Annotated in this window: 26 protein-coding genes; 17 read left to right on the forward strand and 9 right to left on the reverse strand. The window is 62.6% G+C overall.

What is annotated here, in order from left to right:
* Window positions 1-318 precede the first annotated feature (318 nt).
* From K5K89_RS13495 to K5K89_RS13525, 7 genes are read left to right on the forward strand one after another with little or no spacing between them, the layout of a single operon-like run.
* Complete coding sequence (locus K5K89_RS13495) at window positions 319-1,338, forward strand: LacI family DNA-binding transcriptional regulator (RefSeq protein WP_222541593.1); 1,020 nt, start codon at window positions 319-321, stop codon at window positions 1,336-1,338.
* A complete protein-coding gene (locus tag K5K89_RS13500) occupies window positions 1,322-2,326 on the forward strand; it encodes an ABC transporter substrate-binding protein (RefSeq protein ID WP_222541594.1) in 1,005 nt (334 codons plus the stop codon). Before K5K89_RS13495 ends, K5K89_RS13500 begins: the two co-directional genes overlap by 17 nt.
* Window positions 2,327-3,145, forward strand: a complete 819-nt coding sequence (locus K5K89_RS13505; protein WP_071491752.1) for an ABC transporter permease — start codon at window positions 2,327-2,329, stop codon at window positions 3,143-3,145.
* The gene (locus K5K89_RS13510) at window positions 3,142-3,936 is read left to right on the forward strand and encodes an ABC transporter permease (RefSeq protein WP_222541595.1); all 795 of its coding nucleotides are present in this window, start codon (window positions 3,142-3,144) and stop codon (window positions 3,934-3,936) included. The genes K5K89_RS13505 and K5K89_RS13510 overlap by 4 nt, the downstream gene beginning before the upstream one ends.
* On the forward strand, window positions 3,933-4,964 hold the full coding sequence (locus K5K89_RS13515) for an ABC transporter ATP-binding protein (protein WP_093512698.1): 1,032 nt from the start codon (window positions 3,933-3,935) through the stop codon (window positions 4,962-4,964). Before K5K89_RS13510 ends, K5K89_RS13515 begins: the two co-directional genes overlap by 4 nt.
* Window positions 4,965-4,973: 9 nt before the next feature.
* Window positions 4,974-5,807 (forward strand): phosphodiesterase, encoded by an 834-nt coding sequence (locus tag K5K89_RS13520; RefSeq protein ID WP_071491749.1) that lies wholly within the window; start codon window positions 4,974-4,976, stop codon window positions 5,805-5,807.
* Between the two features lie 7 nt (window positions 5,808-5,814).
* Window positions 5,815-7,134: an OprD family porin gene (locus K5K89_RS13525; protein WP_071493311.1), complete on the forward strand. Its 1,320-nt coding sequence runs from the start codon at window positions 5,815-5,817 to the stop codon at window positions 7,132-7,134.
* 170 nt (window positions 7,135-7,304) lie between these two features.
* Here K5K89_RS13525 and K5K89_RS13530 read toward each other — a convergent pair whose 3' ends face one another.
* Together K5K89_RS13530 and K5K89_RS13535 are read right to left on the reverse strand one after the other, a co-directional pair.
* Complete coding sequence (locus K5K89_RS13530; protein WP_071491747.1) at window positions 7,305-7,763, reverse strand: GNAT family N-acetyltransferase; 459 nt, start codon at window positions 7,761-7,763, stop codon at window positions 7,305-7,307.
* Window positions 7,760-8,146: a GFA family protein gene (locus K5K89_RS13535; protein WP_083351464.1), complete on the reverse strand. Its 387-nt coding sequence runs from the start codon at window positions 8,144-8,146 to the stop codon at window positions 7,760-7,762. Before K5K89_RS13535 ends, K5K89_RS13530 begins: the two co-directional genes overlap by 4 nt.
* Window positions 8,147-8,310: 164 nt before the next feature.
* Between K5K89_RS13535 and K5K89_RS13540 the strand changes: the two genes are divergently transcribed.
* On the forward strand, window positions 8,311-8,919 hold the full coding sequence (locus tag K5K89_RS13540; protein WP_071491746.1) for a LysE family translocator: 609 nt from the start codon (window positions 8,311-8,313) through the stop codon (window positions 8,917-8,919).
* 39 nt (window positions 8,920-8,958) lie between these two features.
* On the opposite strand, the gene K5K89_RS13545 is transcribed toward K5K89_RS13540, so the two are convergent.
* Window positions 8,959-10,113 carry a DUF1624 domain-containing protein gene (locus K5K89_RS13545; protein ID WP_222541596.1) on the reverse strand — a complete coding sequence of 385 codons (1,155 nt, stop codon included), beginning with the start codon at window positions 10,111-10,113 and terminating at the stop codon, window positions 8,959-8,961.
* Window positions 10,114-10,206: 93 nt separating this feature from the next.
* On the opposite strand from K5K89_RS13545, the gene K5K89_RS13550 reads away from it, so the two are divergent.
* The 5 genes from K5K89_RS13550 (at window position 10,207) to K5K89_RS13570 (ending at window position 14,540) form a co-directional block, all read left to right on the forward strand.
* On the forward strand, window positions 10,207-10,743 hold the full coding sequence (locus tag K5K89_RS13550; protein WP_222541597.1) for a DUF924 family protein: 537 nt from the start codon (window positions 10,207-10,209) through the stop codon (window positions 10,741-10,743).
* A gap of 97 nt (window positions 10,744-10,840) precedes the next feature.
* Window positions 10,841-11,458 (forward strand): glutathione transferase, encoded by a 618-nt coding sequence (gene yfcF / locus K5K89_RS13555; protein ID WP_222541598.1) that lies wholly within the window; start codon window positions 10,841-10,843, stop codon window positions 11,456-11,458.
* Between the two features lie 110 nt (window positions 11,459-11,568).
* On the forward strand, window positions 11,569-12,300 hold the full coding sequence (locus K5K89_RS13560; RefSeq protein ID WP_222541599.1) for a GntR family transcriptional regulator: 732 nt from the start codon (window positions 11,569-11,571) through the stop codon (window positions 12,298-12,300).
* A 98-nt stretch (window positions 12,301-12,398) separates the two neighbouring features.
* Complete coding sequence (locus tag K5K89_RS13565; RefSeq protein WP_222541600.1) at window positions 12,399-13,679, forward strand: MFS transporter; 1,281 nt, start codon at window positions 12,399-12,401, stop codon at window positions 13,677-13,679.
* Between the two features lie 27 nt (window positions 13,680-13,706).
* Entirely contained in the window at window positions 13,707-14,540 is an 834-nt protein-coding gene (locus K5K89_RS13570) for an amidohydrolase family protein (protein WP_222541601.1), read from the forward strand.
* Here the strand turns inward: K5K89_RS13570 and K5K89_RS13575 are convergent.
* Window positions 14,517-14,780 carry a hypothetical protein gene (locus K5K89_RS13575; RefSeq protein WP_071491739.1) on the reverse strand — a complete coding sequence of 88 codons (264 nt, stop codon included), beginning with the start codon at window positions 14,778-14,780 and terminating at the stop codon, window positions 14,517-14,519. The two genes, K5K89_RS13570 and K5K89_RS13575, sit on opposite strands and share 24 nt — an antisense overlap.
* Before the next feature lie 131 nt (window positions 14,781-14,911).
* Between K5K89_RS13575 and K5K89_RS13580 the strand changes: the two genes are divergently transcribed.
* Both K5K89_RS13580 and K5K89_RS13585 read left to right on the forward strand, forming a co-directional pair.
* On the forward strand, window positions 14,912-15,556 hold the full coding sequence (locus K5K89_RS13580) for an ATPase (protein ID WP_222541602.1): 645 nt from the start codon (window positions 14,912-14,914) through the stop codon (window positions 15,554-15,556).
* 34 nt (window positions 15,557-15,590) lie between these two features.
* Window positions 15,591-15,932: a hypothetical protein gene (locus K5K89_RS13585; protein WP_071491737.1), complete on the forward strand. Its 342-nt coding sequence runs from the start codon at window positions 15,591-15,593 to the stop codon at window positions 15,930-15,932.
* A gap of 69 nt (window positions 15,933-16,001) precedes the next feature.
* Here the strand turns inward: K5K89_RS13585 and K5K89_RS13590 are convergent, their stop codons facing one another.
* Window positions 16,002-16,748, reverse strand: a complete 747-nt coding sequence (locus K5K89_RS13590) for a creatininase family protein (RefSeq protein ID WP_222541603.1) — start codon at window positions 16,746-16,748, stop codon at window positions 16,002-16,004.
* A gap of 28 nt (window positions 16,749-16,776) precedes the next feature.
* Window positions 16,777-17,490, reverse strand: a complete 714-nt coding sequence (locus tag K5K89_RS13595; protein WP_071491735.1) for a murein L,D-transpeptidase catalytic domain family protein — start codon at window positions 17,488-17,490, stop codon at window positions 16,777-16,779.
* A gap of 40 nt (window positions 17,491-17,530) precedes the next feature.
* Between K5K89_RS13595 and K5K89_RS13600 the strand changes: the two genes are divergently transcribed.
* On the forward strand, window positions 17,531-19,126 hold the full coding sequence (locus K5K89_RS13600; protein WP_222541604.1) for a murein L,D-transpeptidase: 1,596 nt from the start codon (window positions 17,531-17,533) through the stop codon (window positions 19,124-19,126).
* Between the two features lie 117 nt (window positions 19,127-19,243).
* Here K5K89_RS13600 and K5K89_RS13605 read toward each other — a convergent pair whose 3' ends face one another.
* On the reverse strand, window positions 19,244-19,786 hold the full coding sequence (locus K5K89_RS13605; protein WP_222541605.1) for an AAA family ATPase: 543 nt from the start codon (window positions 19,784-19,786) through the stop codon (window positions 19,244-19,246).
* Window positions 19,787-19,859: 73 nt separating this feature from the next.
* On the opposite strand from K5K89_RS13605, the gene dapF reads away from it, so the two are divergent.
* Window positions 19,860-20,663, forward strand: a complete 804-nt coding sequence (gene dapF, locus K5K89_RS13610) for a diaminopimelate epimerase (RefSeq protein WP_222541606.1) — start codon at window positions 19,860-19,862, stop codon at window positions 20,661-20,663.
* On the opposite strand, the gene K5K89_RS13615 is transcribed toward dapF, so the two are convergent.
* Together K5K89_RS13615 and K5K89_RS13620 are read right to left on the reverse strand one after the other, a co-directional pair.
* Window positions 20,651-21,793, reverse strand: a complete 1,143-nt coding sequence (locus K5K89_RS13615) for a PAS domain-containing sensor histidine kinase (protein ID WP_222541607.1) — start codon at window positions 21,791-21,793, stop codon at window positions 20,651-20,653. The genes dapF and K5K89_RS13615 overlap by 13 nt on opposite strands.
* The gene (locus tag K5K89_RS13620) at window positions 21,783-22,598 is read right to left on the reverse strand and encodes an alpha/beta fold hydrolase (protein WP_222541608.1); all 816 of its coding nucleotides are present in this window, start codon (window positions 22,596-22,598) and stop codon (window positions 21,783-21,785) included. The genes K5K89_RS13615 and K5K89_RS13620 overlap by 11 nt, the downstream gene beginning before the upstream one ends.
* Window positions 22,599-22,600: the final 2 nt, after the last annotated feature.

The raw sequence follows: 22,600 nt of genomic DNA on the forward strand, positions 1-22,600 counted from the left end.
ACGCATTGTGCCCGCACTTGGATCGAATCGAAAGGTTAGTGGGCGGATTTTGCTGCGTCCGGTTTGTGACCCTACCCTCCGAGTATGACCATCTATGGATGGGCACCGATCCAATGTGGGAGGGGGCTTGCCCCCGATGGCAGTGTATCAGCCACCCAATCCAGTACTGATCCACTGCCATCGGGGGCAAGCCCCCTCCGACAGTTTGGCCCCTGTATATCGGGTCCACCGACATCAAACTGTCATCACCCTAACGCCGAATTGCCACATTCCGCCGCTACTGTCCTCGCCAATGAGATCGATCTCAAGCGAGTGACAATGACTGACCTGAAAGACGTCGCGCGGCTGGCCGGCGTATCCCGCGCCACCGCCGCCCGCACTTTTGCCTCCCCCGACCAGGTGCGCCCGACCACCCGTGAGCAGGTGTTCGCCGCCGCCCGTGAGTTGGGGTTCCGGCCCAATCTGCTGGGCCGCCAATTGCGCCTGCAAACCACCCGGTTGATCGGCGTGGTGGTGCCCAACCTGCTCAACCCGGTGTTCGCCGAACAGTTCCAGGCCATGGAGCGCGCGGCACGTGCACGCGGCTACAGCCTGCTGTTGGCGACTACCGACTACAACAGCGAGCGCGAAAGCATTGTGGTGGAAGAGTTGTTGCGCCAGCGCGTGGACGGCCTGGTGCTGACGGTCACGGATGCTGAAAGCAACGTCGTGCTCAGCAGCCTGAATACAGAGAAAACCCCGTTTGTGCTGGCCTACCACCAACCCAGCAACCCCAGCTACAGCGCTGTGTCGGTGGACAACCGCGCGGGCATGGCCTTGGCCACGCGTTATTTGCTGCAAGCGGGGCACCGCCGCATCAGCATGGTCGCCGGTCCCGCCTTGCAGTCGGACCGTGCGCGCCTGCGCTACGCCGGGTATTGCGAGGCGATGCGCGAATACGGTTTGCCAGCGCATCCGGTCATCGAAATGCCGGCACACACCCAGGCGGAATTCGCCGCCATCGCGCCATTCCTCCAAGGCGAGGAGGCACCCACCGCACTGCTGTGTTCCAACGACTTCCTGGCCATCAGCCTGATCGCCGAACTGCGCCGCAACGCCTGGAACGTGCCCGAACAACTCTCGGTGATGGGCTTCGATGGCATCAGCCTCGGCACCCAGATGCACCCGACCCTGTGCAGCGTGGTGCAGCCGATTGCGCTGCTGGCCAGCACCGTGATTGACCAACTGCTGGCGCAGATCGCCGGCCATGCCCCGACGTCCCATTGCCTGCCTTGCCATATCCGGCCGGGCGAAAGCACTCAACCCCACGAGGAAACCCCTGATGCGCGCATTCCGTAAAACACTGGCCGCCGTGCTGCTGTGCGGTGTGGCCAGCCTGGCCCAGGCCGCCGAAACCGCGATCTGCTACAACTGCCCGCCGGACTGGGCCGACTGGGCCACCCAGCTCAAGGCCATCGCCGCCAGCACCGGCGTGCAAGTGCCCTTGGACAACAAGAACTCCGGCCAATCCCTGGCGCAGTTGGTGGCAGAGAAAGCCGCACCGGTGGCCGACGTCGTTTACTACGGCGTGACCTTCGGCCTGCAGGCGCAAAAGGCCGAGGTGGTCGGCACCTACAAACCCAAGGCCTGGGAGCAGATTCCCGCCGGGCTGAAAGACCCGGCCGGCCATTGGTTCGCGATCCACTCCGGCACCTTGGGCATCATGGTCAACGTCGATGCGCTCGGTGGTCTGCCGGTGCCGCAAAGCTGGGCCGACCTGCTCAAGCCTGAATACAAAGGCATGGTCGGTTACCTCGACCCGTCCAGTGCCTTCGTTGGCTACGTGTCGGCGGTGGCGATCAACCGCGCCATGGGCGGCGACCTGGACAACTTCGCGCCGGCCATCGACTACTTCCAGAAACTGGCGAAAAACGCGCCCATCGTGCCCAAGCAGACCGCCTATGCGCGGGTGCTGTCCGGCGAGTTGCCGATCCTGGTGGACTACGACTTCAACGCCTATCGCGCGCGCTACAAAGACAAGGCCAACGTCGCCTTCGTGATTCCCCAGGAAGGCAGCATCAGCGTGCCCTACGTGATGAGCCTGGTGGCCAACGCGCCGCACCGCGCCAACGCAGAAAAGGTCCTCGACTTCGTGCTGTCGGACGAAGGCCAGGCGCTCTGGGCCAAAGCCTACCTGCGTCCGGTACGGCCGATGAAGATGCCGGTGGAGGTGGCCGCACAGTTCCTGCCCGACAGCGACTACGCCCGCGCCGGCGTGGTGGACTACGAAAAAATGGCCGCTGTGCAGGAAGCCTTCGCCGCCCGTTACCTGAACGAGGTCAAGTAAGTGGCCGCATCGGCAAGACACGCAGCCTGGGCACTGGCCCCGGCCTTTGCGGTGCTGCTCGCGTTCTGGCTGCTGCCGCTGGCGCACCTGATGGTGCTCGGCGCCGAGAGCCGCGACAGCCATGGCAGCGGCTACTGGCAGGTGCTCAGCAGTGCGCAGTACCTGGGCAGCCTTGGGCAAACCCTGCTGCTGGCGGTGGTGGTGACACTGGTGGCGCTGCTGATCGGCGGCATCAGCGGGGTGTTCCTCGCCCGGCAGCAGTTTTTCGGGCGTTCGGCGCTGGTGGCATTGCTCACGTTTCCCCTGGCGTTTCCCGGCGTGGTGGTGGGTTTCCTGGTGATTCTGCTGGCTGGCCGTCAAGGCCTGCTCGCCTCACTGGGCCTGCAATTGGCCGGTGAGCGCTGGATCTTCGCCTACTCGCTGGCGGGGCTGTTCGTGGGCTACCTGTATTTCTCGATCCCACGGGTGATCCTCACGGTAATGGCGGCATGCGAGAGCCTCGACCGCAGCCTGGAAGAAGCCGCCCATTCCCTGGGCGCCGGGCATTGGCGAGTGGTGTGCGATGTGATCGTGCCAGGCCTGGCGCCGGCGCTGGCCTCCTGCGGGGCGATCTGTTTCGCCACCTCCATGGGCGCCTTCGGCACCGCCTTTACCTTGGGCACGCGCCTGAACGTCACCCCGGTGGCGATCTACAACGTGTTCACCAACTACGCCAACTTCGCCGTGGCGGCCGCACTGTCGGTGGTGCTTGGCGCGGTGACCTGGGCCGTGCTGCTGCTCACGCGACGGCTGGTGAAAAATTCGGGGACTGTGCTGTGAAGCGCTCATCACTGTTTGTGTTGCAACTGCTGTTCACCCTGGTGGTGTGCGCCTTCATGCTGGTGCCGGTGCTGATGTCGCTGCTGGCCGGGCTGACCCGCAATTTCTTCGTCGGCCTGTCCAGTGGCTTGACCTTCGATTGGCTGGTGCAGGTGTGGCAGGCATATTCGCCCACCGTGTGGTTGTCGCTGCAACTGGCGCTGGCCTGCGCGGTGTGCGTCTGCGTGATTGGCGTGCCGGCGGCCTACGCCTTGGTGCGCATGAACAACCGCTTCAGCCGCGCCTTTGAAGAGTTGATGGTGCTGCCGGTGGCCATGCCGGGGTTGGCCAGTGCGTTGGCGTTGCTGTTGACCTACGGCCAATTCGGCGGTTTTCGCAGCAGTTGGCTGTTCATCCTGGTCGGCCATGTGCTGTTCACCCTGCCGTTCCTGGTACGCCCGGTGATGGCGGTGATGCAGCGCCAGCAACTGCCGGTGCTGGAGGAAGCGGCGGCCAGCCTGGGGGCCGGTCCGATCAAGCGCTTTTTCAGCGTGGTGGTGCCCAACTGCCGGGCCGGGATCCTGGCCGGTGTGCTGATGGTGGTGACCTTGTCCCTGGGTGAATTCAACCTGACCTGGATGCTCCACACGCCGATGACCAAGACCTTGCCCGTGGGCCTGGCCGACAGCTACGCCTCGGCGCGCCTGGAAATCGCCAGCGCCTACACCCTTATCTTTTTGCTGATGATCGTGCCGCTGTTGATTGCGCTGCAGGCCATCAGTGCCCGTTTGTCCCGTGGAGAGCGTCGATGACCGCTATCACTATCCGCCTGCAAGGCTGTCGCAAGGCGTTCGCCGACGGCACTGTGGCCGTGCATGACTTGAACCTGACCGTCGAAGGCGGCGAAACCCTGGCCATTCTCGGTCCGTCCGGCTGTGGCAAAACCACCACCTTGCGCCTGATCGCCGGCCTCGAACGCCCGGATGTGGGCCAGGTGTGGTTCGGCGACCAGGACGTGACGCGCCTGCCCATCGAACGCCGCGATGTGGGCATGGTGTTCCAGAATTACGCGCTGTTTCCCAACCTGGATGTGGCCGGGAATATCGTTTATGGCTTGAAGATTCGCGGTATGTCGGTGGTGGAGCGTAACCAGCGCTGCGACGAGTTGCTGGAACTGGTGGGCTTGCAGCACCACGGCAAACGCAGCATCCATGAGCTCTCCGGCGGCCAGCGCCAGCGCGTGGCCTTGGCGCGTGCGTTGGCGCCGCGCCCGAAAGTGTTGCTGCTGGACGAACCGCTGGCCGCCCTGGATGCGCAACTGCGCGAACGCCTGCGCAGCGAGCTGAATGAGTTGCTGCGCGGCCTGGGCATCACCTCGGTGTTCGTCACCCACGACCAGGGCGAAGCCATGGCCCTGGGCGACCGCATCCTGGTGATGGAGCACGGACGTGTCGCGCAATTGGCCAGTCCGCGTGACATCTACCAGAAACCGGCCAATGCCTTCGTCGCGGGCTTTGTCGGCAACCTCAATGCCTTTGCCGTGCTCGAGCCATCGGCCCATGGTTTGAAAGTCTGTGGCGGCGAGTTGCCGTGGCATGACGTCAACCTGCCCAGCACCGTCTATTGCCGCCCCGAACACCTGAGGGTGATGGAGAGCGAAGGGCACTTGCACGGCCACCTGCTGGCGCAGTTCTTCCAAGGCGCGCAAAGCCGCCTGCTGGTGGATGTGGGCGGCCCGCAACCGCTGCTGGTCGACAGCAGCGACAACCAGCTGTACGCCGTCGGCGCACCGATTGCCCTGGCGATCGCGCCGCACATGTTGTTCACCCTGAATGCTTGAGACTCTATCGTGAATCGTCCGTTTCTCGTCGCGCAGATCAGCGACCTGCACCTTAAAGCCGGCCAGCGTCTCACTTACGGGGTTGTCGATACGTTAGGCGCACTGCGCCGCGCCGTCGACCACTTGAACGCCAGCCACCCACGGCCCGACATTGTGGTCATCAGCGGTGACCTGGTGGACTTCGGCCGCGCCGATGAATACGCCGTGCTGCACCCCGAACTCGCGCGCCTGCACATGCCGTGCTACCTGGTGCCGGGCAATCACGACAGCCGTGGGCCGTTACTGGAAGCATTTCGTGATCACGCGTATCTGCCGTTGTCGGCCGAGGGCCCGCTGGACTGGGTGGTCGACGACCATCCACTGCGCCTGATCGGCCTTGACTCGACCATTCCTGGCGGCCACGGCGGCCAGTTGCTCGATAGCCAATTGCACTGGCTGGACGAGCAACTGGCGTTGCGCCCGGATGCACCGACGCTGCTGATCCTGCATCACCCGCCGTTCATCAGTGGCATCGGCCACATGGACCGCGAACCCTTCATCAATGCCAGCGCCCTGGAGCAAGTCGTTGCCCGCCATCCGCAAGTGGAGCGCTTGCTGTGCGGCCATCTGCACCGGCCGATGCAGCGGCGTTTCGGTGGCAGCCTGAGTTGTGTGTGCCCCGGCACCTCCCACCAGATCGTGCTGGATTTGCAAGAAGCGGCGCCCGCGCATTTCAACCTGGAGCCGGCGGGCTATCTGTTGCATCGCTGGGACGTGCAGCAGGGTTTGATCAGCCACAACGGCGTGTTCGGGGAGTACCCGGGGCCGTATCCGTTCTATGACGCCCATGGATTAATTGACTGAGGTTGTGATGAAAGCCACTTTGCATGTGTTAAGCGTATTGACCGGCGGCCTGGGCATTGCCCTGAGCCCCCTGGCCTCGGCTGATTTTCTGAGTGACAGCAAAGCCAACTTGAGCCTGCGCAACTTCTACTTCAACAACGACAACCGTGACGGCGCCGCCGCACCGTCGAAGACCGAAGAGTGGGGCCAGGCATTTATCCTCAACTACCAGTCGGGCTTTACCGACGGCACTGTCGGCTTCGGCCTGGATGCCGTGGGCATGCTCGGCGTCACCCTCGACAGTGGCGCCGGCCGTCATGTGGGCAGTTCGATGATCCCCACCGACGACGGCAAGGCCGCCGACACCTGGGCCCGTGGCGGCGCGACGGCCAAGGCGCGTTTCGCCAAGAGCGAACTGCGCTACGGCTACCTGCGCCCGAACCTGCCGATCCTGGTGAGCAACGACGGGCGCCTGTTGCCGCAGTCGTTCGAAGGCGGGCAGATCACCAGCAAGGACATCGATAACCTGACCCTGATCGGCGGCCAACTGCAGCATACCACCGGCCGTGGTTCCAGCGACCGCAGCGGCCTGGCGGCGGCCGGTGGCACCCAGGAAAGCAATAAATTCAACTACGCCGGTGCCGATTACCAGGTGACCAAGGACCTGTTGGTCCAGTACTACTACGCCAATCTCGAAGACTATTACCAACAGCACTTCGCCGGTTTGATCCATGTATTGCCCCTGGGCGACTACGGCTCATTGAAAACTGACCTGCGCTACTTCAAGACCACCTCCGACGGCAAGAACAGCAGCGTCGCCGGCCGTGCCGAAGGCTACAAGCTCGGCGGCTATACCAAGAACGGCACGGGTGAAATCGACAACAACACCTGGAGCGCAGCGTTCATCTACTCCCTGGGCCCGCACGCGATCACCGCCGGTTACCAGCAAGTCTCGGATGACAGCAACTTCGCCCAACTCAACCAGGGCGGCCTGGTCAACAAAGGGGAGGGCGGTTCCAGCCTGTACCTCTACACCGACCGTACCGTGCAGACCTTCATCCAGGCCGGCGAACGCACGGCCTTTGCCCAATACGCCTATGACTTCGCCTCGCTTGGCGTGCCGGGCCTGAAGGCGTCGGTGATGTACTTGAAGGGCGAGCACATTCTCACTGCCAGCGGCAACGATGCCAGCGAGTGGGAGCGCGATATCTCGCTGGATTACGTGGTGCAGAGCGGCACGTTCAAGAACGTCGGGTTCGGCTGGCGCAACGGTGTGTCGCGCAGTGAAGTGGCGCGGGACCAGGATCAGAATCGGGTGTTCGTGAGTTATTCGATTCCGTTGATGTAACGACCTTTCAAGCACTGCAAAACCCACTGTGGGAGCCGTCGAGCCCCAGCTAGGCCGCGATGACGGCGGCACTGCCGATAGAGATGCCGCTGACACACCTCCATCGTAGCCTCGCTGAAGCTCGACGATCCCCATTTTTATTGTGTGTTGCGCAGCCGGCAGCATCCGTTTCAGCCGTTTTTCAAGCTTTTTACGTGGGTGGCGGTGTCATCAGCCACCTGATCAAAACCGCATCGAACATAAAAAGCTGCGGCCTCCGATGTGTCGGTGGACAGACGTACTTTGTGAAAATGCACGGCAGCATTTTCCAGCAGCTGCACCACCAAGGCCTTACCAGCCTGTCGCCCACGGTAAGTACGTTCTACGTATACCCGGCGAAGCCGTCCAACCCCTGATCCCGCGACGAGATCACAAGAAAGACCACCGACGGCGATCAACCGCCCGTCACAAAACATTCCCAGAAAGCATTCACCCGGCCGATCAAATCGATTGGAGCCGTCTTCCCACTCCGTGATCAATCGTGTCAGGAACCGGAAGCCTTCGGCGACTGCCTGCGCTTCGAGGGCTCGGATCTGCGCCGGGAGTTGCTCCAGTTTGCGTATCGAGACGTTTGCGTTGAGCGGACTCAAAGGAACTGTCCACCAAGCCAGGGTGCCTTGGACTCAATGCAACTGTGCGCCTGGTTCTTTACCTTGAAGGGGGTATCGAGCGTGCCCAGCGCAATCGAAATCCACTCTGGATACTTTCCTTCAGCGTCGCTCCAGAACAGCGATGAACCACATTCCGAGCAGAATTGACGGGTGATACCTGGCGAAGATTCATAGCTTTTCAGCGTGTCACGCACAGCCCGGATCGTCACTTCTGATCGGCGCGCGCTGGCATACGTCGCGAACGCAGCGCCATGCCCTTTCTGGCATTTTTTGCAGTGGCAGTGGGTGACGGCCTTGAGCGGTGTCGAAACGTGATAAGTGATTGCGCCGCAGAGGCAACTGCCTTGGGTGAATACATCCATGTCTGGTTTTGTCCTGAAGGGTCCGGCAAACACTATACCTGTGGCGAGTGAGCTTGCTCCCGCTCGGATGCGCAGCCTCTCCATCCAGCCCAACCACAAACATACAAGAATCCCCCCATCTCCCCTCAGTAGACTCGCCACACTCTTTCTACTGCAGGTCTTCCATGGACATCTTCCTCTACGCCTTCAGCGTCATGTACAGCCCCGGTCCCGTGAATTTCATGGGCCTCAACGCCGGGCTCACCGGTCAGTTCCGGCGCTCCACCGGGTTTTTCATCGGCGTGGGCTGCGCGATGCTGGTGTTGTTCGTGCTGTTCGGCTACACCGGCGAGGCGATCATTTCCCAGGTGGCGTTGCCCTATGTTTCGTTGGTTGGCGGCGTGTACACCTTGTACCTGGCTTATCAAGTGTTCACCGCGCGCACGGTGGTCGATGAAAAAGTCTCTACCGCACCGGCCAAGACCCTCACGTTCTGGAACGGCTTGGTGATCCAGTTGCTCAACCCCAAGGGCATCATGGCGGTGTTGCCGATCACCAGCGTCATGCTGCCGGCCGCGCATATCACCGGGGTGTCGATTGCACTGGTGTCGGCGTTGCTGGCTTTTGGCGCGTTTGGCGCGCCGTGGCTCTATGCGTTGCTTGGCGCAATGCTGGGACGGCGGATCAACGGGGCGTCGGCGTTTACCGTGTTCAACCGTTGCATGGGCCTGGCGCTGGCGGTGTGTGCGTATTTCATGTTTCACGCGTTTTATGCGCATCTGGTCGCAACATGAATGGATCTTGTCACCTCGACTCACGCATAGATCGAGTTTCTACAGGTACTTGAGCCAGGCCAGGTCGCGGCGCCGGGCCTTGAGCCCGGCGAACCAATGTACCGGCGCGTACAGCGCCAGCGGCAGCAGCAACGCCACCAGCCAAATGGCGCCCATGCCGTCGGAGCCGAAGTAGTTGCCGTGAGTCAGGCCAAACAGTGCCACACACGTGACGTAGAGGATTTTCAGCACGTACAGGTGCAGCAGATAGAAGAACATAGGCGCTGCACCGAAGGTGACGAGCATGCTGATCCAGCGCTTGCTTCCCGCCTTCTCGAACGCCAGCAACAGCAGTAGCCCAATCCCCAGCGTCAGTGCCAGAAACAACAACGAAGGCGGGTACTTGGTAATGTTGAAAAAGCTCATCAGGGTTTGCACGCCGTTGTCATAGGCTTGCCATGGTTTTTCGCCATACCCATTGACCGCTCGCACTACCACGAACCCTATCAATGCACTTGCACCGCCCAGCCATAGATAACGCTGGCGCTGCGCCGGCTGCATGTCTTTGGCAAACCAGGGGCCGAGGCTGTAGCCCAGGGCGATCACGCCGATCCACGGTAGCACCGGATAAGTGACGCGCAGGCGCAGCGACGCGCCCACTTCGATCCAACTGCGCTCATGCAGGATTGTCCACGGAATATGCAGTGCCGAACCGGCCTCGAAGTGCAGCCCATCCAGCAGGTTGTGCCCGGCAATGATCACCACCGCCAACACGACCAGCAGCGGGCGCGGCAACCACACCAGCGCCGCAAGGGCGATCATGCTCACGCCAATCGCCCAGATGACTTGCATATAGATCACGCTGGGCGGCAGTTGGAAGGTCCAGGCGAAGTTGACCAGGGTGAACTCCAGCACCACCAGGAACAGCCCACGCTTGAACAGGAACGCCGACACATCGCGACGGCCCTGGTACTTCTGGCCGTAGAGCCAGGCCGACAGCCCGGTGAGCAACACAAACACCGGCGCGCACAAGTGGGCGAGGGTGCGGCTGGCAAACAGTGCGGGCTCGGTGCTGTCGATGGCCATCGGGTCGCTGACCTGGCGGTGCAGCAGGAAGGTTTCGCGCACATGGTCGAGGAGCATGAACAGGATCACCAGGCCGCGCAGGGCGTCGATGGAAAGCAGGCGTTGGCGCAGGGGAACAGCGTCGGTCATGGGCGTGATCACAGGGCAGGGTGGTAAGGGAGCGTTATCCTATAACATTGGATTCTGATACCGTCAGCTAAATCATTTTTCCAGGTACTCACCATGACGACGCCGCAGGATGTCATCGACTTCTGGCAACACGCCGGCCCCAAGCGCTGGTTTGCCAAGGACGCTGCTTTCGACGCCAGCTTCCGCGACACTTTCCACAGCGCGCATCTGCAAGCCGCCCGGCGTGAGCTGGAAAGCTGGCTGGACTCGGCGCACGGTGCCCTGGCGTTGCTGATCCTGCTCGACCAGTACCCGCGCAATGCCTTCCGTGGCACCGCCCATATGTTCGCCACCGACCCGCTCGCACGGCTGTATGCGCGGCGCATGGTGGACGCCGGGCTGGACCGGCAGGTCGAACCGGCATTGCGTGCGTTCTGCTACCTGCCGTTCGAGCATTCGGAAGACCCGGCCGATCAACAGCGCTCCCTGGACCTGAACCGGCAACTGGATACCAACACCTACCATTGGGCCAAGGAACATGCGCGCATCATCGAGCAATTCGGGCGTTTTCCCCATCGAAACGAGGTGTTGGCGCGTGAGACCACGGATGAGGAACGTGCCTTTCTGGACGAGGGCGGATTTGCCGGTTAACCCGGTATTCCACCCAGGAATGCCCCCATAAAAACAGCGCATTGTCTTTCTTGTGGCGCATCTCGTAGCGTGGTGTTCCCCCTCAAGGAGAATCGTTATGCGCCTGTATGTGGATCATCTGTACACCAGCCCCTACGCCATGTCGGTGTTCGTGACCCTGCGCGAAAAAGGCCTGGCGTTCGACACGGTTACCCTGGACCTGGATGCCGCGCAGCAGCACGCGGCCGACTTTGCCCAACTGTCCCTGACCCAACGCGTACCGACCTTGCTGGAGGGCGACTTCGCCTTGTCGGAGTCGTCGGCGATCACCGAGTACCTGGAGCAGGCCTACCCTGAAGTGCCGGTGTATCCGGCCGATCCAAAACAGCGGGCGAGGGCGCGGCAGGTCCAGGCATGGCTGCGCAGCGATTTGTTGCCGATCCGTCAGGAGCGCTCGACGATGGTGGTGTTCTATGGGCAGAAGATGCCCGCACTGTCGCCTGTGGCTCAAGTGGCGGCAACGAAGTTGATCAGTGCGGCCCAGGCGCTGTTGGCGGGTAATCCGCCGTACTTGTTCGGTGAGTGGTCCATCGCTGATGTGGACCTGGCGGTGATGCTCAATCGCCTGATCCTCAACGGTGACAGCGTGCCTGCCGAGTTGGTGGCATACGCCCAACGCCAGTGGCAGCGGCCCTCCGTGCAGGCGTGGGTGCAGCAACAACGCCCGGCGCAGTAACCACCATTCATCTTCCGTCTGCGGTGAGGCGCTTGACAGGCACCACCCGGCGGAAGAATACTCTGGTCATATTCATATATATGACTACATAACAAAGTGAATGTGACCCCATGAATACGCTGTCCAGTGATGCCCGCCTGCCGCTTTACCAACGCTTGCGCGACCAGCTGATCGAGCAGATCGCCAACAATCGCTGGCGCCCCGGCGAAGCGATTCCCACCGAAGCGGTGTTGTCCGCCGAGTACGCGCTGTCGACCGGTACCGTGCGCAAGGCCGTGGATGCACTGGTCAGCGAGGGCATTCTGGAGCGTCAGCAGGGCCGTGGCACCTTTGTGCGCCGCCCGCAATTCCAGTCGTCGCTGTTTCGCTTTTTCCGTTTTCAAGGCCCGTCGGGCGAGCGTCAGGTGCCGCAAAGCCGCATCCTCACGGTCGAGTCCGTGCCTGCGCCGTCGGCGGTCAGCGAGGCGCTGGGCCTGGCCCCCGAAGCCCAAGTGATCCGCATCGTCCGGACCCGTCTGTTTGACGTGCAGCCGCTGCTCGCCGAAGAAATCTGGCTACCGCGCGCACGCTTCCAGGCGCTGCTCGACATCGACCTGGCCGCGCAAGGCCCGTTGCTCTATCCGGTGTATGAAGACGTCTGCGGGCAAGTGGTGGCCTCGGCCGAGGAAACCCTCACGGCCGAATCGGTCAACGCGGTGTACGCGCGCTTGCTGCAAGTACCGGTCAACAGCCCGGTGGTGGTGATCGAGCGCCTGGCCCGCGACTACGCCGGCCAGCCCCTGGAGTGGCGACGCTCCCGTGGGCATGCCGAACACTTCCGCTACCGCGTGGACATTCGCTGACCGCACACCCGCACCGTTAACTGTTTGCCCAACACTGGCCCGGCTGTGGTGCGGTTCGCGCCCGGCTGCCTCGCGTTTGACCTATAAGGATAAAAATCATGTTCAGTTGGTATCGCCAAGTCACTCCTCGGGAGCGCAAAACGTTCTGGGCCTGCTTCGGCGGCTGGTCCCTGGATGCATTGGAAGTGCAGATGTTCGGCCTGGCGATCCCGGCACTCATCGCGGCATTCGCCTTGAGCAAGGGCGATGCGGGGCTGATCAGTGGCGTCACGCTGGTGACCTCGGCCATCGGCGGTTGGGTCGGCGGTACCTTGTCCGACCGCTACGGCCGGGTGCGCACGTTGCAGTGGATGATCCTGTGGTTCTCGTTCTTCACGTTTTTGTCGGCGTTCGTCACCGGCTTCCACCAACTGCTGGTCGTCAAGGCGCTGCAAGGCTTCGGCATCGGCGGTGAATGGGCGGCGGGTGCGGTGTTGATGGCCGAGACCATCAACCCGAAATATCGCGGCAAAGTGATGGGCACCGTGCAGAGCGCCTGGGCCGTGGGCTGGGGCGTGGCGGTCGGGGTGTTTGCGCTGATCTATTCGTTTGTGCCCCAGGACATGGCCTGGCGGGTGATGTTCGTGGTGGGCCTGCTGCCGTCGTTCCTGATTATCTGGGTGCGGCGTAACGTTGAAGAACCCGACAGCTTTCAGCGCCTGCAAAAGGAACAGGCGATTCCCCAGAGTTTCTTCAAGTCGCTGGCGGGCATCTTTCGCCCTGAGCTGATCCGCGTCACGCTGTTCGGCGGCCTGCTGGGCCTGGGTGCCCACGGTGGTTACCATGCGGTGATGACCTGGCTGCCGACCTTTCTCAAGACCGAGCGCAACCTGTCGGTACTCAACTCGGGCGGCTACCTGGCGGTGATCATCTTTGCCTTCTGGTGTGGCTGCATCGCCAGTGGCTGGCTGATCGACCGCATTGGTCGCCGCAAGAACATCGTGCTGTTTGCGCTGTGCTGCGTGATCACCGTGCAGGCCTATGTGTTCCTGCCGCTGAGCAATACGCAGATGCTGTTCCTTGGCTTCCCGCTGGGCTTCTTCGCCGCCGGTATCCCGGCCAGCCTGGGGGCATTGTTCAACGAGTTGTACCCGGCGGATGTGCGCGGCGCCGGCGTGGGCTTTTGCTACAACTTCGGGCGCGTGCTGTCGGCGGTGTTTCCCTTTCTGGTGGGGCATATGAGCGACTCGATGTCCCTCGGCTCGGCCATCGGCATCGATGCCGGGATCGCCTACGGCGTCGCGGTGATCGCCGCCCTGTGCCTGCCGGAAACCCGTGGCCGCGTGCTCGAAGCGGCACCCGCCGAGCGCGTCGTGAGCGGCCAGCGCGCCCAGGCCTGATCCTTTTTACTTTTGAAAGACGACCCCATGCTTGATAACCGTTCCATCTCCGGCATCGACGCCCACGCCCATGTATTCAGCCAGGCGCTGACCCTGGCCGGTGAGCGTCGCTACACCCCAGGCTACGACGCCACGCTGGCGGACTACCTCGGCCACTTGCACGCCAATGGCCTGAGCCACGGTGTGCTGGTACAGCCCAGTTTCCTGGGCACCGACAACGGCTATCTGTTGGCCGCTTTGCAGCAAGCCCCGGATCAGTTGCGCGGCGTGGTAGTGCTGGAGCGGGATATCCCGCACGACGCTTTACAGGCGATGGCCCGCGCAGGCGTGGTTGGCGTGCGCTTGAACCTGGTGGGCCGGGCGCTGCCAGACTTTGCCGAGCCCGGCTGGAAGGTTTTTTTCGAGCACCTCGTCGCCCTGGGCTGGCACGTGGAATTGCACCGCGAGGTAGCCGACCTGCCGCAATTGGTGCGCCAGTTGCTGCCGTTCGGGATCAAGCTGGTGGTCGACCATTTTGGCCGGCCGGATGCACGACTCGGCGTCGCCCAGCGCGATTTTGCCGAGTTGCTGGACTTGGGCCTCAGCGGTCAGTTGTGGTTGAAAGTCTCGGGGATCTATCGCCTGGGTGGCAGCCCGGCGCAGAACCTTGAGTTCGCCCGCCAGGCCATGCCGTTACTGCAGCAGAGTTTCGGTCTGCACCGCTTGGTGTGGGGCAGTGACTGGCCACACACCCAGCATGAAACGTCAGTCGACTACCCCGCAGTGATCGAGCAACGCCAGGCCCTGGGCTGGTCGACACCGGTGGCGCAGGCCTTGCTGATCGATACGCCTCGCGCGTTATTCGGCTTCCACCACCCGTAGCCAATCCTCTTTCACACGGCGGTCCAGCTCCTCCCAGTCGGCCATGCCCAGTACCCGCGTGGTGTTCAGGCCGCGCAGGTAGCCGCGCAGTTGCTGGGCACTGGCGCTGATCCGATCCGCGTCCGCCGCCTCGTCCTGCAGCACGTGTTCATAGTCGACCAGGTAATCGGCGACCCGCTCGCGGAACTCCGGTAGTACGGCTTCGCGGATGCGGTCGAAGGTTTTCTGGTAGGGCTTCATGGCGTGGTCCTTATAGGTTTTATGTCAGCACTATCGGTTCAGATAATAGTCACCATCAAGCATCGCAAGTTCTGTTTTTGCAGGAAAAGCGGAAAATCGCCCCATCGAGACGCTGTTCAAGGAAATGCGCGATGAGGACGTTTATTCAGGTGGCTTTGATGGCTCTGATGCTTGGCACGGTGGTCATCAACAACGCGGCAATCGCCGATGATCTGCATACCAGCCATTTGCTACCTATCATCGGTAGCGTAGACTCCCTGCAGCACACGCAGTCAGTGGGTGTGTTGTTGAGCGACAACACCCGCGACAACCTCAGCTACCTCGAACGCTACCACGATATGGCCTTGAATGGCGCCAAGGATGCCCTCGACGGACGTATCCGCCAGGCGTTCGTCAACAGTTCCGACCCGGAACTGGCCATCGATTGGTTGATGAGCTCGCTGCAAGGCACCTTTTTGTCGGTAACGGTCTACGACAACCTGGACGCCCTGGTGCAGGCGCACCCCGATGTGGTGGTGATGCTCGATACCCATAACCAACTGCTGACCCAGCGTAACGATGTGGTGGAGGCGCGTTTTATCGCGCGGTTCTACGACGCGAACCTGCAGTACATCGCCAAGGCCGAAGGCTCGGTGCACAAGCAGGTGCCATCGGTGTGGGTACATGACAAGGCCGCGCCGGAGATTGCCGCGCAGATCGAGCAGCAGCGTGATGTGCAACTCGATGCCTTGAAGCAGTTCGATGCGTCGCTCAAAGCGTTGGTCCGTGCCGGTTGATGTGAACCTTTATTTTTATAGTCAGGAATTTTTCATGCGCGCTTTTTTCGCCCCGGCCTTGGCCATTGCTTCCCTGTTGTTGGCTGGTTGTGTAACCGCCCCCAACGCCCCGAGCCTGACCCTGCAAACCGGCAAGAGCCCGGAAGCCTATGTGCAGTGCGTGCTGCCCAAGCTGGAAAAACACGGGATCACCTCGACCGTCACCCAGAACTCGCGCCATGCCAAAGTAGTGCTGACCAGCAAGATAGCCGCCGATGATGTGCTGGAAGCCTACAAGGCCGGAGAGGGCGCCAAGGTGTTCTTGTATGAGCGCAAGCCGTTGGCGTCGACGATTACACCGTCGCGGCTGGAGCTGGCGGCAAAGGACTGCCAATAATCCCAGGCATGCATAAAACCAAATGTGGGAGGGGGCAAGACCCCTCCCACATGTAGATCTATGTATGGCTCAGGGCTTGGCTTCGTTGCTGAAGCTGTTCACTGTCTTGACCAACCCCTGCGCGGCCAGCGCCACCAATTCCCCACCTTTTTCCACCGTCGCCAGCGCCGGGTCCGAGCCCATGCGCCCATCCGGGAAGCGCGCGCGGAAGTCCAGGGCTTCGCGGATCGGCCCGGTGTTGGCGATTTGCGGCGAGTAGTCGGCGGTCTTGATCGTGTCCGGGTAGGCCCATTGGGTCACCGCAATCTCCGAAGGCGTGGCATGGCTGCCGTGGCCCACCGGGAACTGGCGCTGGGCCAGGTCGGTCACGCCTTCCAGGTCCCACCAGTTCACCAGCTTCAACGCAAACCCGGCGGGGCGACGGGCGAAGCTCGCTTCGGCGTACAGCTCGGAAAACGCCGCTTCAATCGTGGCGATATTGCCGCCATGGCCGTTCAGAAACAGAATTTTCTCGAAACCATGCCCGGCCAGCGAACGCACCCAGTCGCCAATCGCGGCGATAAAGGTGGAAGGGCGCAGGGAAATGGTGCCGGGAAACCCCAGGTGATGCTGAGCCATGCCGATATTGAAGGTCGGGCCGATCAGGATGTCGGCGCTCTTTTGCGCTTCATGGGCGATGATTTCCGGGCACATCCAGTCGGTGCCAAGCAGGCCGGTGGGGCCGTGCTGCTCGTTGGAGCCGATGGGAATCACCACCGTGCGGCTGCGTTCCAGAAACTGCCCGATCTCGATCCAGGTGGACTTATGTAGAAGCATGCGGCGCTCTCTTATCTATGGGGACAGGCTATCCGCCACGGATTGTACGACTACTCGCCACCTGTTGGGGTTTGCAATTGAGGTAGGTCGAAGACTTCAACCAACGCTGGTCGGGGTACCACGAAAACATGAACTGCCCATCCTTGAGCTTGTCCACTACCTGGCGGGCTACCTGCGGGCGCACGGCCGGGCAACCCTGGCTGCGACCGATACGACCTTCACGCTTGCTCCACAGGGGGCTTACGTAGTCGGCGGCGTGGATCACAATGGCGCGGTCGCGGGCCTGATCGTTGAAACCCGGCTCCAGGCCGTCCATGCGCAACGAGTAACCGTGGGTGCCCAGGTAGCTTTCCTGGGTGCGGAACAGACCCAGGCTGGACTGGTGGCTGCCTTCCAGGTTGGAAAACTGGGTGGCGAAGTTTTCCCCGGACTTGGCGCCGTGGGCCACCAGGTCGCGCAGTACCAGGGTCTTCTTGCGCAAATCGAAGATCCACAGCCGACGGGCGGTGGAAGGCTGGGAGTAGTCAATGACCGCCAGGCGTTCGGAACGCTCTTCGCCGTTATTGACTGCGCACTGCACCGCGTTCAGGGCGCTTTTGAGGACAGTGGGATTGAGTTCTGGAGCCGAGCGCGCCAGGCTGCTATACAAGTTAGGAGAGGTCTGATTGGCGGCGAGCGCAAAATTGCTCAGCGTAGCCAACGTCACGGTCATCAAGCCGAGGCGGCGCATAAAAGTCAGCATCTACAAAGTATCCCCCCGCTGTGGATTGGAGCCAGGTCAATTGTTCAAAAAACACGCATGTTACTTGAGCATTTGCCTGCTCGTTGCACCATTGGTCGCGACAGCCGATGCGCTGCCGGTCGAGCCGTTGCCGGTGACCACGCCCGCACCGGTCGACCTGGCACCCGTGCAGCAGGCCTTGGCGCAACTGCCGAGCGTCTGCCCCAGCCTGGTGCCGCAGATTGACGCGGCTGCCCAACTGCGTCTGCAAGCGTTCTACCAGCAGCAGGGTAATGGGCCACTGTGGTCCGCCGACGAGCGCCGGCAAGCCCTGCAATCTCAGTTGCTGATGCTTGCCGATGACGGCCTGGACCCCACCCACTATAGCCTGCCTGCGCCAGATGCCACGGCCAACGTGCTGTGCAGCGACATCGCCAGCAGCCAGCACTACCTGCAAGCCCTGCAGGATCTGCACTATGGGCGCCTGCAGCAATCGCGCTTCGAGCCGCTGTGGCATTCCCAGCCGCCGACCCGCGACCCCAATATTGAAGTGCTGGCGTTTGCCGCCACCGGCCTGCAAGACATGGCCCAGGCGTTCGATCAGGCTCGCCCCAGCGCGGACCTCTACCGTAGCCTGCGCAATGCCTATGCCACTGTGCGCCAGCAACCATTGCCGCATTGGGACCCGGTCGCCAACGGCCCGCTGTTGCGCCCCGGGATGGACGACCCGCGCGTACCGGAACTGGCGCGGCGCCTGATCGGCGGGGGTTACCTGGCCAAGGCCCCCGGCGGCAGGCAGTACGGTGACGAGTTGGTCAAGGCGGTCAAGGCCTTCCAGCTGAGTCATTCGTTGCAGGCCGACGGCGTGATCGGCGCCGGTACGGTGGCCGAGCTCAATATCAGCCCGGCGATCCGTCGCGAGCAACTGCGCATCAACCTCGAACGCTTCCGCTGGCTGGCCCAGGACCTGGAGCCCGAGGGCGTGCTGGTCAACGTCGCGGCGGCGCAATTGAGCGTGTACCAGAGCGGCATCCCGGTGTGGCAGACCCGCCTGCAAGTGGGCCGCGCCGAGCGCCAGACGCCATTGCTCAAATCGCGTATTACCCGGCTGACCCTCAACCCCACCTGGACCATCCCGCCCACCATCATGCGCGAGGACAAACTCCCGGCCATCCGCCTCAACCCTGAATACCTGCGCCAACAGAACCTGCAAGTGCTCGATGCCGAAGGCCATCCGCTGGCGCCGGAACAGATCGACTGGGCGCGCCCGGGCAACATCCTGCTGCGCCAGGAAGCTGGCCCGCGCAACCCGCTGGGCAAGATCGTGATGCGCTTTCCCAACCCGTACTCGGTGTACCTGCACGACACGCCGAGCCAGCCGCTGTTCACCAAAGGGCCACGGGCGTTCAGTTCGGGGTGTGTGCGGGTCGAGCAACCGCTGCTCCTGCGCGATCTGCTGGTGAGCCCGGCCGAACGCGCGCGCACCGATGAACTGCTGGCCACCGGCGTGACCCACGAATTCAGGCTGGCCACGCCGGTGCCGGTGTTGTTGAGTTACTGGACGGTTGAGGTCAACCGTGAGGGCGGGTTGGTGTATGCGCCGGATATCTACGGCCGGGACCTGGTGTTGATGAAGGCGATGGGCAGCGTGTTGTAGGCGGCTCAACCTCGTGGCGAGCGGGACTGTTGTGGCGAGCGGGCTTGCCCCGCGTTGGGCTGCGCAGCAGCCCCGGTAAGCCCCTGCATTTCCCCTGTCAGAACGCATTGCCTGGTTTCAGGGCCGCTTCGCGCCCCAACGCGGGGCAAGCCCGCTCGCCACAGAGGTGAGGTTCGCCATCGTTGTTGTCACGGCTTGCTCCGGTGTCATGCAGGCGGTATCGAGCGTCAAGGGCACTTCATCCCAAACCTCATACTCATGCGCCAACACAGACGCCCAGGAGGGCGGAACCAGGCCGGGAATATCCCCCGTGCGGGTTTCCACCCGTCGTTGATGTTCCTGCTGGTCTGAGCAGATCACCCGAACATTCAGTAATGCCGCCTTTGCTGCTAGAGCGACGGCCTTCCACGCTTGGCGGCTTTCCCTGACCGGATTTACGCAGTCCGCCACCACGGTATGGCCCAGTTGCAGACTGCTCAGCGCCAGTGCATTCGCCACGCCATAACCGCTGGCACCCACGTCCCCCGCCAGCACACCGGCCTCGCGTATAGCCTGTTCAATCACGTCGATACGCAGGTAAACCGCCGCGGTCTGGCGTGCGAGTTCGCGGGCAATCGTGGTTTTGCCGGTGCCGGGCAGGCCGCTGAAGACAATTAGCATAGGTGGGTCTCATAAGAGTGGGCCGGTTCAGAGTATCCTTCAGTTCCCCCACAGGTCGACCACAGGACAACCGATGCTTTTGCCGTTCGTGAAAATGCACGCCCATGGCGATGACTTCATCATCATCGACCGCCGTGGCTTGCACGATCCCATCACCGCGCAGATCGCCCGCCGCCTGGGCGACCGTCACACCGGTATCGGTTTCAACCAGCTTGCCGTGGTACTCGACTGCGATGATGCCGCCGCGCGCATCAAGTTCTGGAACCCCAACGGTACGCCGCTGGCCACCTGCGGCAGCGCGACCCGTGGCGTGGCTGATCGCTTGATGCATGAGGCCGCTACGGATTCGGTGCTGTTGCGTACCGACCGGGGCCTGCTGACCTGCGTGCGTGCCACCGGGCGGCAAGTCTCGGTGAACATGGGCGAGCCGTCGCTGGACTGGCATGCAGTGCCGTTGGCCGAGGCCATGGATACGCTTGTTCTGCCTATCGAGGGCGACCCGGCCGCGTGCAGCATGGGCAACCCGCACTGTACGTTTTTCGTGGATGACCTCACCACAATCGACGTCGCCGCCGTGGGCCCTGCGCTGGAAAAACATCGGTTGTTCCCGGACAAGACCAATGTGCATTTCGTGCAGGTGCTGGACCGTGGCCGTATCCGCCTGCGCATCTGGGAGCGTGGCGGCGGCGTGCCGCAGGGCTCCGGCTCGTGCTGCTGCGGCGCGGTAGTCAATGGGATCCGGCGCGGGTTGCTGGATGCCACGGTACAGGTAGAGTGCGACGGCGGCATCGTGACCGTGCACTGGGCGGGTGAGGGCGGTGTGGTGCTGACCGGCAGTGTCGAGCCGGTGATGCAAGGCAGCGCCTACGTGTTCTGAAACGTCACGGTGAAGGTGGTGCCGCCGGTGGCGCAGGAACTCACCGCCACATCCCCGCCGTGCACCTTGGCCAACTCGCGCACGATATACAGGCCCAGGCCCACGCTTCGCACATCACTGCCCTGGTCGGTACCTCGGGTCATGGGTTCGAACAGCCCGGCCAGCAACGCTTTGGGAATGGCCGCGCCGTGGTTGTGTACCGCCACTTCGCAGCCGCCAACGCCCAGGCGTGAGGTAATCCGGATCGGTCGTTGCAGGTCGCCATAGGCCACGCTGTTGGCCACCAGGTTGCCGATGATCTGCTGCACGCGGTCGGCATCCAGGCAGGCGTCGCCATGGCCTTCTGCGTGATGTTCCAACGTCGCCTTGGGAAACGCCACGCGCAGTTCGTCCACGGTGCGATGAATCACGCCATGCAAGTCCAACGGCAGGGCCTTGATGGAGATGCCCTGGCCGACCCGGGCCTGGGTGAAGTCAAGCAGGTCGGCGATCATGCGTTGGGCGCGTTCGGACGACTGGCCGATGTGCCCCAGCAACTGGCGCTCCTTGGCCGTGCGTTCGCTGCGGCTGAGAAAGCCGGAGGCCATGCGGATGGCGGTGAGCGGGTTTTTCAGGTCGTGGCTGACAATCGCCACCATCTGCTCGGCGAACAGTGCGCGGCGCTGGGCGATGGCATAGGCCTCGCGCAGTTCGGCCTGGGCTTGCTGCAAGGCCAGTTCGGTGGCAGTTTTTTCCTGCAGCAGGGCTTCGGCCAGGTTGCGTGCGTTGAGCAGCTCGCGTTCGTACTTGTCGCGGTCGGTGGTGCCGAACAGGGCCAGGTCGTACACCGTAGCGTCGGCCTGCTCGCGCTTGTTGCCGTTGAGCAGCACGGTGATCTTGTGGCCGTCACGGTGCAGCATGTCCAGCTTCACTTCGGTGACGCTGCCATGCATGCGCAACATGGGCGCCAGGTGGGTCTGGTGGAAAATCCGGCCGCCCATGGTCAGCAGGTTCTGGAAGCGCTTGCCGCACAGCTCGGCGGCACTGAACCCCAGCCATTCGCTGAAGCGTGCGTTGGTTTGCACCAGGGTGCCATCTTCCGAGGTGACGGCCAGTGCGCAAGCGGCGCTATCGAATAGATCAGCTGGCACGTGCAGCTGCCCACGGCGCAAGGAAGCTGTCCATGGCCGCCGCGCAAGCCTGGGGCGCGCTCATGTGCGGGCAGTGGCCGACGTTGTCCACCAGGTGATAGGTGCTGTTGGGCAACACGCTGTGCAGGTATTCGCCGACAGCCACCGGGGCGATCAGGTCGTCGGTCGATTGCAGGATCAGCACCGGGGTGGCCAGGCCGATCACATCCTGGCGGTTGTCCGACATGAACGTCACCCGTGCGAATTGCTTGGCGATATCCGGCTCGGTGCGGCAGAAACTCTTGGTCAACTCTTCGCCCAGCGCGGGCTGATCAGGCGCGCCCATGATCACCGGGGCCATGGCGCTGGACCAGCCGAGGTAGTTGCTGTCGAGGGTGTCGAGCAGGTCTTCGATATCGCTACGCTTGAAACCGCCGATATAGCCGTCTTCATCGATATAGCGCGGCGACGGGCCGATCATCACGTGGGCGGCGATCCGTCCCGGTGCCTGGCGGTCGGCGAGGGTGCCGATCATCGCGCTGACCGAGTGACCCACCAGAATCACCGGGCCTGCGGCATGGGCGTCGATGATCTGATTGAGGTCGCGGGCATAGCCGTCCAGCGTGCTGTATTTGTCTTTGTCGTACGCGCTCAGGTCCGACAGGCCTGCGCCGACGAGGTCGTACAGGACTACACGAAAACGCTCGAGGAAAGGCGGTGCCAGGTAGTTCCACATGGCCTGGTTGCAGCCAAAACCATGGGAGAACACCAGGGTCGACGCGCCGGTGCCCATTATATTGACGTTGTTGCGCTGACGTAGATCCATCG

The organism is Pseudomonas sp. DR208 (assembly GCF_019823005.1).
GTDB lineage: Bacteria > Pseudomonadota > Gammaproteobacteria > Pseudomonadales > Pseudomonadaceae > Aquipseudomonas > Aquipseudomonas extremorientalis.